The following is a 12,336-nucleotide window of genomic DNA, read 5'->3' as shown; positions in this document are numbered from 1 at the left end:
CTTGTCACCTTTTTAGCGCATGCGGTGCAGGCGCGCCACCGTCAACGCCGATACCAGCGCCGGCACGGCGGCCGCGACGAACAGCGAGGCGTTGCTCCACTGCATGGCGATCATCTGGCCGCCGATGACCGGCCCCACCACCGAACCGATGCGGCCGATGCCCAGCGCCCAGCCGATGCCGGTCGAGCGCAACGTGGTCGGGTAATAGGTGCCGGCCAGCGCGTTGACGGCCGGTTGCCCGCCGACGACGCAAAAGCCCGCCACCACCACGGCGATGAACAGGAAGGCCGGCACCGCCGCCACCTTGCCGATCAGCGCGATGGCCACGCAGGCCACCACGAAGCAGCTGCCCAGCACCCTGGTGAAGCCGTAACGGTTGATGAACCAACCCAGGGTCAGCGTGCCGACCACGCCGCCCACCTGCAGCGAAGTGCCGATCAGCACCGCCATGCCGGTCGAATAGCCGGCGTCGTGGATCAGCGTGGGCAGCCAGTTGGACAGGAAATACAGGTTGATCAGGTTCATGAAGCTGATCAGCCACAGCAGCAGCGTGATGCCGGCGCGGCCTTCGCGGAACAGTTCGGCCACCGGCATGCCCTCGGCCTTGGTCTCTTTCACGACGATGCGGGTATCGCCGTCGAGCGCGATGGAGGGATCGAGCTTCTTCAGCCAGCGTACCGCCTTTTCCCTCGGGCGGCGGCGCAACACCAGGAACTGGATCGACTCCGGCAGCCAGAACAGCATGGCGATGCCCAGCAGCAGCGGCACCGCGCCGCCCACCCAGAACACCGCGTGCCAGCCGTAGGCTGGGATCAGCGCGGCGCTGACAAACCCGCCGGCGGCGGCGCCCACGGTAAAGCCGCAAGACACCAGCATCATGCGCGTCACGCGCGAGGAAGAAGGGCTGAACTCGCCCACCAGCGCCATCGCATTGGGCATGATGCTGCCCAGGCCGAAGCCGGTGATGAAGCGCAGCGCCAGCAACTGGTCGATGCTGGTGACCAGCGGCGTGGCCAGCATGCACAGGGCGAAGAACAGGGTGGAGGCGATCAGCACCGGGCGGCGGCCGTAACGGTCGCCCACCGGCGTCAGCGCCAGCGAACCCAGCAGCATGCCGAACAGGCCGGCGCCGAATACCGGCCCCAGGCTGGCGCGGCTCACGCCCCAGTCGCCGATGATGGCCGGCGCCACATAGCCCATGGCCTGGACGTCGAAGCCATCCATGATCAGGCACAGGCCGCACAACAGCAGCAAACCGAACTGGAAGGCGCCGAAGCGTCCCTGCTCCACCACCTGCTCGACATTGATCGTGGGCGCGGCTGCGCCCGGCTGAACACTCATGGTCTTGCTCCTCTGTCTCTTGATATTTTTTAGTCCGTCTCGTGGCCGGCCTGCGCACGGCTGTCGCGATTGCCGGGCGCGGCGGCAGGGCATCGTTGATTGTTCTTATTGCCATTGCGCTGACACTGTAGTGCAATCGACTTTCTTTTACGATATAAATGCCGGAATGTAATTCATTGATTTTATGAATAAAGGTCTTCGGAACGCCCGCCCATGATCGAACCCCGCGATATCGACCTCAACCTGCTGGTGGTATTCCAGGAAGTGTTCCAGGAACGCCGGATCGCATCCGTGGCGCGCCGCCTGGGACTGTCGCAGCCGGCCGTCAGCAATGCCCTGGCGCGCCTGCGGCGCAGCTTCGGCGATGAACTGTTCGTGCGCACCGCGCAGGGCATGCAACCCACGCCGTTCGCCGAACACCTGGCCGAGCCGGTGGCGGCAGCCCTGCAGCAGGTCTCGCGCGCGCTCAACCTGCAGGAAGGCTTTGCCGCGCAATCCAGCCAGCGCCACTTCACCATCGCCATGACCGATGTCGGCGAGGTTTATTTCATGCCGGCGCTGGTCGAAACCTGCGGCCGCCTGGCGCCGGGCGTGCGCATCAGCACGGTACGCGCAGGCGCCATCGACCTCAAAAGCGAAATGGAATCGGGCCGGGTGGATCTGGCCATCGGCGCCTTCGACAATGTCTCCGGCGCGCTCTACCAGCGCCGGCTGTTCCGCCAGAACTATGTGAGCATGTTCCGCATCGGCCATGCGCTGGACGGCAAGGGCGACATTACGCTGAAGCAATTCCTGGCGGCCGAGCACCTGATGGTGTCGTCGCAGGAGAGCCCCTACGACCGCATCAACCAGAGCCTGGAGAAGGCCGGGGTGTTGCCCAGCGTGCGCTTCCGCGTGCCGCACTTCACCGCCGTGCCGTATATCGTCAGCACCACCGATCTGGTGGTCACCGTGCCGCGCAAGCTGGCCGAAAGCGCCGCCGCCCCGTTCGGCTTGCATTACATCAAGCCGCCGCTGCGCCTGCCCTCGCTGCAGACCAATATCTTCTGGCATCGCCGTTACAATCAGGATGAAGGCAACCAGTGGCTGCGCGGTTTCATCTCCGAGCACTTCGCCGAATGACAAGAACGCCAAGAAACACAGCACAGGGAAACGACATGAACATCTACCGCGAATACACCCGCGACGCGCTGGACCGGCAATACAACGTCAGGCTGGATATCACCGATTTCCAGGACTACTTCGACCGTTTCGCGCAGCAAGCGCTGGCTGCGCGCCAAGCCCATCCGCATCTGGCCGATGTCCCCTATGGGAAAGACCCGCTGCAGACCTTCGACTTCTTTCCCGCCAGCGACAATGGCCGGCCGCTGCTGCTGTTCATCCACGGCGGCTACTGGCGCTCGCTGGACAAGAACCTGTTCAGCCACCTCGCCCTGCCCTATCTGCAAGCCGACATCAATGTCGCGCTGATCAATTACCGGCTGGCGCCGCAGGTACGGATGGATGCGATTGCCGCCGATTGCGCCACCGCGCTCAAGCAGTTGCATGCGAAGGCCGGCGCCCTGGGCTTCGATGCCGATGCCATCTGGCTCATGGGCCATTCGGCCGGGGGCCACCTGGCCGCGCTCATCGGCGCGCTGGGGCCGACGCCGGTCAGGGGCGTCTGCGGCATCAGCGGCATCTACGACCTGGAGCCGATCCAACTGAGCTATCTCAATGAGCTGCTGCACCTGTCGCCCGACAACGCCGTCCAGGCCAGCCCGCTCCGGTTGCTGCCGCCGCCCGGCGTGAAAACGCTGCTCTGCGCGGGCGGTCTCGAATCCGACGAATTCCGGCGCCAGCGGGATACCTACGCGGCCTGCCTGCGCCAGTCCGCCCATGAGGCGACCATCGCCGAAGCGCCCGGTGCGCACCACCTGAGCATCATCGATGTGGCCGCGGATGCCGGCAGCGAGCTGACGCGCGCCATGCTGGCGATGATCAGGGCCGGCTGAGCGGCCTGCCGCCAGCCGCATCGCTTTACCTGCCTGTCAAGCATGCCGGACCAGAACTCTTTCGATAAATGCCAATCATTATCATTTTCGCTCATCTATAATGGCGTTTTCCTCCGCCTTGCCCGCCTGCAATGGCCTTGCCGGCGAGTCTCACGCGGAGGAAGCAAACCCACAACCGTCGAACAACAATAACTGCGCTACGTCCCGCAGCCCAACGCCGCACGAGCATGTTCAAGAATATCTGGTTCCAAATCCACTGGTTCATCGGCATCACCGCCGGCACCATCCTCATGACCATCGGCCTCACCGGCGCCGCGCTCTCCTTCCGCGAGGAGATCACGGATGCGCTCAACCCCGGCGTCATGCACGTACAGGTGCGCGAGCAACAGCCGCTCACGCCGCAACAGTTGCTGGAACAGATCGGCGCCGCCGAACCCGGCCGCCGCGTCGCCTCGATCACGCTCGCGCGCGAAGCCGGCGCCGCCGTACGCGTCGTGTTCGTGCCGCCGCCGGGCGTGCGCCGCGGCGAGGCGCGCTATGCCGATCCCTATACCGGCCAGGTCTCCGGCCCGGTGACGAGCATGGAATTCTTCGAGATCGTGGAACGCTTCCACCGCTGGCTGCTGCTGCCCACCGAGATCGGCAAGATCGTGCTGGGCACGCTGGCGCTGGCGCTGCTCACGCTGGCGCTGTCCGGCCTCTACCTGCGCTGGCCGCGCCGCCCCTTGTCGCTGCAGGCCTGGTTCAGGCTGGACTTCAAATTGCAGGGCCGTTCCTTCCTGTGGAACCTGCACTCCATCATCGGCACCTGGGCGCTGGCGATGTATGTGATCTTCTCCATCACCGGCGCCTATTGGGCGCTGGACTGGTTCAAGCAGGGCGTGGACACGCTGGCCGGCCAGGAGCGCGCGCCGCAGGCCAAACGCGGCGCCCCGCCCAAGGACAAGCAAGACGCTCCCGCGCCGCTGGACCTGACGCTGGCCTGGAACGCCTTCCTGGCCAAGGCGCCGCATTACCAGAACGCCCAGTTGCGCCTGCCCGAGAAAACCACGCAAGCGGTGCAGATCCTGTTCCTGGACGAACATGCCCCGCACGAACGCGCGCGCAGCCGCATGACGGTGCTGCCGCAAAGCGGCGAGGTCAAACAGCTCGAACTGTATGAGGACAAAAGCGCCGGTGGCAAATTCATCGCCGCCATCTACCCGCTGCACATGGGCACCTTCTTCGGCCTGCCCGGCCGCATCGTCATGGCCATCGCCAGCCTGATGCTGCCGCTGTTCGGCATCACCGGCTGGATGCTGTACCTCGACCGTCGCCGCAAGAAGGCGGCATTGCGCGCCGAGCGCGCCGCGCTGGAACAGGCGGGCATCGCCACGACACCCGCCGCCAAGGAAGGGGCGCAAGCCGCGCAATACCTGGTCGCCTACGCGTCGCAAGCCGGCCAGGCCGAACGCATGGCGCTGCATGCCGCCGCGTTGCTGCGCCAGTCCGGCGCCCAGGCCACGGTGCAGCCGCTGGCGCGCATGACGCCGGAAAATCTGCGCCACCATCCGCGCATCCTGTTCATCGCCAGCACCTTTGGCGAAGGCGAGGCGCCGGACAGCGCGCGCGCCTTCGAGCGCCGCATGCGCGCGGCCTCGGGCCAATCGCTGGCCCACGTCGAATACGCGCTGCTGGCGCTGGGCGATAGCAACTACACCAGGTTCTGCGGCTTCGGCCACACGCTCGACCACTGGCTGCGCAACCGCGGCGCCAAGGCCTTGTTCCCGCCGGTGGAAGTGGACCGCATGGATGCCGGCACGCTGCAAAAATGGGAACGGATGCTGGCCGATCACGGCATCGTCACCGCGGCCGCCGTGGCTGCGGCTACGGCCTCTTCGTCCCCATCCGCGCTGCCGCCGCAAGCCGGCTGGCAAGCCTGGTCGCTTGCGCAACGCCGGCAACTGAACCCCGGCAGCCAGGGCGAGCCGATCTTCCACCTCGAGCTGCGCAAAACCGATGCCGCCGATGCCACCGATATTGCCGCCGACGCATGGCAACCGGGCGCGCTGGCGGAGATCCTGCCGCGCCATGCGGCCGACCGCGTCGCGCTGCTGCTGCAGCGGCTGCAGCTCGATGGCAGCACCATCGTCGACAGCAAAGGCACGCGCCTGCCCCTGCAAGAATTGCTGGCGCGCAGCGTACTTCCGGTCGGCCAGGCCGCGGCCCATGCCCGCGATGCGCAGGCCTTGGCCGATACCTTGCAGCCGCTGGCCGCGCGCAGCTATTCGGTGGCCTCCGTGCCGCAAGATGGCGCGCTGCACCTGCTGGTGCGCCAGACACGACATGAGGATGGCCTGGGCCTGGCGTCGGGCTGGCTGACCGAATATGCGGAAGTAGGCGCCGCGCTGGACGTGCGCCTGGTGGCCAACGCCAACTTCGGGCCGGCCGGGGGCGATGTGCCGGCCATCTTCATCGGCAACGGCTCCGGCATGGCAGGCCTGCGCGGCCACCTGCGCGCGCGCGTGCATGCCGGGCACGCGCGCAACTGGCTGCTGTTCGGCGAGCGCAACCGCCGCCACGATTTCCTCTACCAGGATGAACTGGAACAATGGCTGGCCGCCGGCAAGCTGGCGCGGCTGGACCTGGCCTTCTCGAGCGACCAGAACCAGCGCGTCTACGTGCAGGATCGCCTGCGCGAAGCGGCCGACGAATTGCGCCGCTGGATCGCCGATGGCGCCGTGGTGTATGTCTGCGGCAGCCTGGAAGGCATGGCCGCCGGCGTCGATGCCGCGCTCGCCGAGGCGCTGGGCGAACGGGCGCTGGAAGACCTGATCGAACAGGGCCGCTATCGGCGCGACGTTTACTGATGCTGCCTTCCTGGATGCGCCTGGCCAGGCGCATCCGCACCGGCCTCCCCTCGCCCTTGCGGCCGGGCCTGTAGGCAAGCTCCGCTTTCCTCTGTAGGAATAAGCCGATTCCGCCGCAAAAGCGGCGCGCGCCTCTGGAGCCCGGCCACTCCACCGCATATACTCGGCCCAACCATGCGGCTGCTTTCCTGACTGCCATGTGTACGGCGGCGCCGCAAGGCTGCGACACCGACAACGAGACCGTCCATGGATATCCTGGCCAGAATAAAAAACACGCGCCGAGCCGGCATGCACGCCGCAATGCTCGCGCTCGCCCTGGCCGCCTCGCTGCTGGCCGGTTGCGGTTCGCTGCCGACCATCGTCCCCGACATGGGCATGCGGTCGGACAAGAGCATCCGGATCAAGGGCGGAAGCGGCGTGCTCACCGAAGAACAGGCCAAGGCCGCGCTGGACAGGCTCAAGCAGCAAAACGGCAACAGTACGGTTCTCGATCGCCACCTGGCGGTGGAAGGCGCGGTCACCGGCGCGCCGCTGGTGACCGGTAACAAGGTCACGCTGCTCATCGACGGCCCGGCCACTTACGCCTCCATGACGCAGGCCATCCGGGCAGCCCGTTCGCACATCAACCTGGAAACCTACATCATGGAAGACGATGAGGTAGGACGCCAGTTCTCCGCGATGCTGATCGAGATGCAAAAGAAAGGCGTGCAGGTCAACCTCCTGTACGACAGCGTGGGCGCGCTCAACACCCCGCGCGCCTTTTTCCAGCCGATGATCGATGCCGGCATCAACGTGCTCGAATTCAATCCGCTCAATCCCGCGCTGGCGCGCAAGGACTGGGCGGTGAACCAGCGCGACCACCGCAAGCTGCTGGTGGTGGACGGCAAGACCGCCTTCGTCGGCGGCATCAACATCAGCAGCGTGTATTCCAGCGGTTCGTTCAGCCGCCGCAAGAAGAAAACCCAAACCGATGATGACGGCGGCAGGATCCCCTGGCGCGACACCCAGGTGCGCATCGATGGCCCGGCCGCGCTGGAATTCCAGAAGCTCTTCATGCAAACCTGGAACAGGCAGCACGGCCCCGACCTCGGCGAGCACAACTACTTTCCCAAGGTCGCCGCGGCCGGCGGCGAGATCGTGCGCGCCATCGGTAGTTCCCCCGACGATCCCTACAGCGTGATCTATGCCACCTTCATCTCGGCCATCAACCATGCCGAATCCTCGGTCTACCTGACCAATGCCTATTTCGTGCCCGACCCGCAATTGCGCGAGGCGCTCAAGAACGCGGCCAGGCGCGGCGTCGATGTGCGCCTGCTGCTGCCATCCAGGAGCGATTCCTCGCTGGTGCTGTACGCTTCGCGTTCGTTCTATGCCGAGTTGCTGGGCGCGGGCATCCGCATCTATGAGCGCCAGGATGCCCTGCTGCACGCCAAGACCGCCATCATCGACGGCGTCTGGACCACCATCGGCTCGACCAACCTGGACTGGCGCAGCTTCGTCTACAACCAGGAAATCAATGCCGTCATCCTCGGCACGCAATTCGGCGCAGAGGCGAAAAGCATGTTCGACCGGGACCTTGGCGCCTCCAAGGAGATCACGCTAAAAGCATGGGAACAGCGCCCGATCAGCGAACGCATGAAGGAGTTCGGCGCCAGCATATGGGCGCGGCTGCTGTGAAGGCCGGCGCACAAATAAAAAAAGGAAACGCATCGCGTTTCCTCAACCTCATCGACCTGCGGAGCCCGCAGGCCCCGCGATGTCATGCCGCCACTGCTTGCGGCCCGGCGCTTATTTCAGCGTCAGTATCCATTTCACCAGCTCGCGCGCTTCGGCTTCGCTGACCTGGCCCTTGTTGGCCGGCATCGGCACCGCGCCCCACACGCCGCCGCCGCCGTTGATGACCTTCTGGGCCAGCTTGGTCTCGGCGTCCTTCTGGCCGGCATATTTCTTGGCCACATCCTTGAAGGCAGGGCCGACGATCTTGTTGTCGACCGAATGGCAAGCCATGCAGTTCTTGGACTTGGCCAATTGGGCGTTGGCCAGCGCCTCGGCGGAAATGGCCGACCCGGCGACCAGGGTGGCGATCAACAGCAGGTATTTCATAAGGGCTCCTCAGCATTCTTGAACGGCCGGACCTTCGCTCGCAAGAGGCGCGAGGAAATCCGCAGGCGGGCCTATTCTACCTGTCTTGGCGGCGTTCCGATTATCTTCCTGCGCGTATATCTGTCATAGGCCAGGTTCCATGTCGATGCAGTCAGCCGGTGACCGCGCCCTTGCTGGCGGTGGAAGCCAGCGCGGCGAACTTGGCCAGCACGCCGCGCGTATAGCGCGGGGCAGGCTGCTGCCAGGCGGCGCGGCGCTTGTCGATTTCCGCCTCGGGCACGTTGAGCTGGATCAGTTGCCGGTGGGCGTCGATGGTGACCGAGTCGCCTTCGTGCACCAGCGCAATGGCGCCGCCGACAAACGCTTCCGGCGCCACGTGGCCGACCACCATGCCCCAGGTCCCGCCGGAAAAACGGCCGTCGGTGATCAGCCCGACCGATTCGCCCAGGCCCTTGCCGATCAGCGCCGAGGTCGGCGCCAGCATCTCCGGCATGCCGGGGCCGCCCTTGGGGCCGAGATAGCGCATCACCAGCACGTCGCCGGGCTTGATCCGGTCGGCCAGGATCGCCTCCATGGCGCTGTATTCGTCGTCGAACACGCGCGCCGGGCCGGTGATCACCGGGTTCTTCAAGCCGGTGATCTTGGCCACGCAGCCTTCGGTGGCCAGATTGCCCTTGAGGATCGCCAGGTGGCCCTGTGCGTACAGCGGCCGGTCGATCGGATGGATCACATCCTGGTCGGCGCGCAGCGCCGGCACGCTTTCCAGTTCCTCGGCCAGCGTCTTGCCGGTAATGGTGAGGCAGTCGCCATGCAGCAAGCCGGCCTGGTGCAGCACCTTCAGCACGGCCGGAATGCCGCCGGCCTGGTGCAGGTCGGTGGCGACGTACTTGCCCGAAGGCTTGAGGTCGCAGATCACCGGCACCTTCTGGCGCATGCGCTCGAAGTCGTCGATGCTCCATGCGATCTCGGCGGCGTGGGCGATGGCCAGGTAGTGCAGCACGGCGTTGGTCGAGCCGCCGGTGGCCATGATCAACGCGACGGCGTTTTCGATCGATTTGCGGGTGATGATGTCGCGCGGCTTGATATCTTTCTTCACAGCCTCCACCAGCACGCGCGCCGACTCGGCGGCAGAGCCGGTCTTCTCGTCGTCGGGATTGGCCATGGTCGAGGAATAGAACAGCGCCATGCCCAGCGCCTCGAACGAGGACGACATGGTGTTGGCGGTATACATGCCGCCGCAGGAACCGGAAGACGGGCAGGCGTTGCGCTCGATGCCGTCGAAGTCTTCCTGCGACATGCGGCCGGCGGAAAACTCGCCTACCGCCTCGAAGGCCGAGACGATGGTCAGGTCGCGGCCCTTCCATTTGCCCGGCTTGATGGTGCCGCCGTAGACATAGATGCCCGGCACATTGGTGCGCGCCAGGGCGATCATGCCGCCCGGCATGTTCTTGTCGCAGCCGCCGATGACCACCACGCCATCCATCCACTGGCCGTTGACGGCGGTCTCGATGCAGTCGGCGATGACTTCGCGCGAGATCAGCGAATACTTCATGCCTTCGGTCCCCATCGACATGCCGTCCGAAATGGTCGGCGTGCCGAATACCTGCGGATTGGCGCCGGCCTGCTTGATGGCCGCGATGGCGACATCGGCCAGCTTCTGCAGGCCGGAGTTGCACGGCGTGATGGTGGAGTGGCCGTTGGCCACGCCGATCATCGGCTTGTCGAAATCGTCCTTCTCGTAGCCCAGCGCGTAATACATCGAACGGTTCGGGCTGCGCGAGATGCCCTGGGTGATGTTTTTGGAACGGCGATTGTATGACATGGGGGTCTCCTGGTTGAACGAGGCGAACTCTCTGGGTTGTTCTGCCAGCGATCACGGTATCTGGCGGGCCCCCGGCTACATTCTGGGATGTGATGGATGGCCGGGGATGAGTTCTGGCTGGTGGGTCAGATTGCAGATTGCGCTTGTCCATATCTGCCTGTCAAATATATTATTCATCGACAATTAATATCCCAGAGATATCAGGAAGCCTCCGCCCCATGTCCTCCGACACCCGCCTGGAACTGCGCCAACTGCGCTACTTCGCCGCCGTGGCCGAAGAAAAGCACTTCGGCCGCGCCGCCGTCCGGCTGCACATGACGCAGCCGCCGCTGTCGCAGGCCATCGCCGCGCTGGAGGAAATGCTGGGCACGCCGCTGTTCCTGCGCACCAAGCGCAGCGTGGCGCTGACCCCGGCCGGGGAAGCCTTGCTGCCGGAAGCCCAGCGCATCCTGCAGCAGGCCGCGGCCCTGCCCGACCTGGCGCGGCGCGCCGCCAGCGGCGCCTCGGGCCTGCTGTCGCTGTCGTTCATCTCGACCGCCGACTACAGCATCCTGCCGCCGCTGCTGCAGCGTTTCCGCGCGCGCTACCCGCAGGTACAGATCGACCTGCGCGAAGCCACCACCGACATCCAGCTGGAAGACCTGATGCAAGGCAAGATCGACGCCGGCCTGCTGTTGCCGCCGCTGCCCGACAAGGCCGCCGCCGTGCTCGACTACCGCCCGGTGCTGTCGGAACCGCTGGTGGCCGCGCTGCCGGCCGGCGCCGTGCGCGGGCGCGACGCGGTGGCGCTGAAAAGCCTGCGCGAGCTGCCGCTGATCATTTTCCCGCGGCGCATCTCGCCGGCCTTCCACGACACCATCCTCTCGTGCTTTCGCGATGCCGGGGTGACGCCGCACATCGGCCAGGAGGCGATCCAGATGCAGACCATCGTCGGCCTGGTGTCGGCTGGCATGGGAATGGCGCTTGTGCCACAATCCGTATCCAACCTGAAGCGGCCGGGCGTCGACTACCGCCGGCTGTCGGACCCGACGCCGGACATCCAGACCGGCCTGGCCTGGCGGCGCGACAGCCAATCGACGGTGCTGCGCGCCTTCCTTGAATTGCTGGAACCGGCCGCCTGAACTTGTTTTGTTAGGGCATGCTCCAAATGCATCTCCGTCCCGCCCATCACTGAAAGACCGAATTCATGCTGATCCACCCCATGCCCAACCCGATCGCCCTCCAGATCGGCCCGCTTGCCGTCCACTGGTATGGCCTGATGTACCTGCTGGCCTTTGCGCAATTCATCGTCATCGGCCGCCTGCGCATCAGGCAACCGCATATCGCCGCGGTCGGCTGGAAAAAGGAGGATCTCGACGACATGCTGTTCTACGGCGTGCTGGGGGTGGTCATCGGCGGCCGCCTGGGCGAGATCCTGTTCTACAACCCGACGTATTACTTCGCGCACCCGGCCGACATGATCGCGGTATGGAAAGGCGGCATGTCCTTCCACGGCGGCTTCCTCGGCGTGCTGCTGGCGATGTGGCTGTGGGGCCGCAAGCGCGGCCGCCACCTGATGGACATCATGGACTTCATCGCGCCGATGGTGCCACTGGGCTACGCCGCCGGCCGCCTGGGCAACTTCATCAACGCCGAACTGCCGGGCCGCCCGGCCGACCCTTCGTTGCCGTGGGCGATGATCTGGCCCAACGTCGACAACATCCCGCGCCATCCGTCGCCGATCTACCAGATGCTGGTGGACGGCATCCTGCTGTTCATCATCCTGTGGTTCTTCGCGCGCCAGCCGCGCCCGCGCATGGCGGTGGCCGGCATGTTCTCGCTGCTGTACGGCTGCGCGCGTTTCTTCACCGAGTACTTCCGGGTGCCGGACTACGAGGTGCATGTCGCCGGCTTCACCATCTCGGCCGGACAGATGCTGTCGGTGCCGATGATCGTGCTGGGCATCCTGCTGCTGGTGGTAGCCTACCGCAACAAGCAGCAGGCGCAAGCGCCCGCGCAGGCCGGATAACGCCGGATAACATTTGCAAGACGCCAATGAAAACGGGCGGTACCTTCATCGGTACCGCCCGTTTTCATTGGATCGTCGGCGCGCCTTCGATACGCGGCGTTGCCGCTACTCAGTGCGAACGGAAATCAAATCGCGAAATCGAATAACCGTTCGGGCCGGGCAGCCGCGCAGCGGCGCATCGAAGCCTGCCCGAGCTTGTCGCAGGGACGCGCCGAGGCG

9 protein-coding genes are annotated in these 12,336 nt (G+C 65.6%); 6 read left to right on the top strand and 3 right to left on the bottom strand.

Features of this window, described 5'->3' with window-relative positions:
• Window positions 1-12 precede the first annotated feature (12 nt).
• Complete coding sequence (locus FB598_RS09500; protein ID WP_141913403.1) at window positions 13-1,341, bottom strand: MFS transporter; 1,329 nt, start codon at window positions 1,339-1,341, stop codon at window positions 13-15.
• A 213-nt stretch (window positions 1,342-1,554) separates the two neighbouring features.
• Between FB598_RS09500 and FB598_RS09495 the strand changes: the two genes are divergently transcribed.
• The 4 genes from FB598_RS09495 to cls all read left to right on the top strand — a co-directional run bounded on the left by FB598_RS09495 (window position 1,555) and on the right by cls (window position 7,861).
• A complete protein-coding gene (locus FB598_RS09495; protein WP_141913404.1) occupies window positions 1,555-2,463 on the top strand; it encodes a LysR family transcriptional regulator in 909 nt (302 codons plus the stop codon).
• 35 nt (window positions 2,464-2,498) lie between these two features.
• Window positions 2,499-3,335: an alpha/beta hydrolase gene (locus FB598_RS09490; protein WP_141913405.1), complete on the top strand. Its 837-nt coding sequence runs from the start codon at window positions 2,499-2,501 to the stop codon at window positions 3,333-3,335.
• A gap of 227 nt (window positions 3,336-3,562) precedes the next feature.
• Window positions 3,563-6,184, top strand: coding sequence for a sulfite reductase flavoprotein subunit alpha (locus FB598_RS09485; protein WP_141913406.1), 2,622 nt, complete (start codon window positions 3,563-3,565; stop codon window positions 6,182-6,184).
• A gap of 300 nt (window positions 6,185-6,484) precedes the next feature.
• Complete coding sequence (gene cls, locus FB598_RS09480; protein ID WP_255463872.1) at window positions 6,485-7,861, top strand: cardiolipin synthase; 1,377 nt, start codon at window positions 6,485-6,487, stop codon at window positions 7,859-7,861.
• 111 nt (window positions 7,862-7,972) lie between these two features.
• Here cls and FB598_RS09475 read toward each other — a convergent pair whose 3' ends face one another.
• Window positions 7,973-8,287 carry a c-type cytochrome gene (locus FB598_RS09475; RefSeq protein WP_141913408.1) on the bottom strand — a complete coding sequence of 105 codons (315 nt, stop codon included), beginning with the start codon at window positions 8,285-8,287 and terminating at the stop codon, window positions 7,973-7,975.
• A gap of 151 nt (window positions 8,288-8,438) precedes the next feature.
• Window positions 8,439-10,109, bottom strand: a complete 1,671-nt coding sequence (gene ilvD / locus FB598_RS09470) for a dihydroxy-acid dehydratase (protein WP_141913409.1) — start codon at window positions 10,107-10,109, stop codon at window positions 8,439-8,441.
• Window positions 10,110-10,327: 218 nt separating this feature from the next.
• Here ilvD and FB598_RS09465 point away from each other — a divergent pair, with 218 nt between their 5' ends.
• Complete coding sequence (locus FB598_RS09465; protein ID WP_141913410.1) at window positions 10,328-11,230, top strand: LysR family transcriptional regulator; 903 nt, start codon at window positions 10,328-10,330, stop codon at window positions 11,228-11,230.
• A 65-nt stretch (window positions 11,231-11,295) separates the two neighbouring features.
• On the top strand, window positions 11,296-12,117 hold the full coding sequence (gene lgt / locus FB598_RS09460; protein WP_141913411.1) for a prolipoprotein diacylglyceryl transferase: 822 nt from the start codon (window positions 11,296-11,298) through the stop codon (window positions 12,115-12,117).
• Window positions 12,118-12,336: the final 219 nt, after the last annotated feature.

Source organism: Herbaspirillum sp. SJZ106 (assembly GCF_006715495.1).
Lineage (GTDB): Bacteria > Pseudomonadota > Gammaproteobacteria > Burkholderiales > Burkholderiaceae_D > Herbaspirillum.
The sequence above is the reverse complement of the archived record's forward strand: the minus strand, read 5'-3'. Positions and strand labels throughout refer to the sequence as shown.

What these genes read in the sequence shown, in the direction of transcription:
- FB598_RS09500 (WP_141913403.1), bottom strand. Translation starts at nt 1,341, where the DNA reads ATGAGTGTTCAGCCGGGCGCAGCCGCGCCCACGATCAATGTCGAGCAG.
- FB598_RS09495 (WP_141913404.1), top strand. Translation starts at nt 1,555, where the DNA reads ATGATCGAACCCCGCGATATCGACCTCAACCTGCTGGTGGTATTCCAG.
- FB598_RS09490 (WP_141913405.1), top strand. Translation starts at nt 2,499, where the DNA reads ATGAACATCTACCGCGAATACACCCGCGACGCGCTGGACCGGCAATAC.
- FB598_RS09485 (WP_141913406.1), top strand. Translation starts at nt 3,563, where the DNA reads ATGTTCAAGAATATCTGGTTCCAAATCCACTGGTTCATCGGCATCACC.
- cls (WP_255463872.1), top strand. Translation starts at nt 6,485, where the DNA reads ATGCTCGCGCTCGCCCTGGCCGCCTCGCTGCTGGCCGGTTGCGGTTCG.
- FB598_RS09475 (WP_141913408.1), bottom strand. Translation starts at nt 8,287, where the DNA reads ATGAAATACCTGCTGTTGATCGCCACCCTGGTCGCCGGGTCGGCCATT.
- ilvD (WP_141913409.1), bottom strand. Translation starts at nt 10,109, where the DNA reads ATGTCATACAATCGCCGTTCCAAAAACATCACCCAGGGCATCTCGCGC.
- FB598_RS09465 (WP_141913410.1), top strand. Translation starts at nt 10,328, where the DNA reads ATGTCCTCCGACACCCGCCTGGAACTGCGCCAACTGCGCTACTTCGCC.
- lgt (WP_141913411.1), top strand. Translation starts at nt 11,296, where the DNA reads ATGCTGATCCACCCCATGCCCAACCCGATCGCCCTCCAGATCGGCCCG.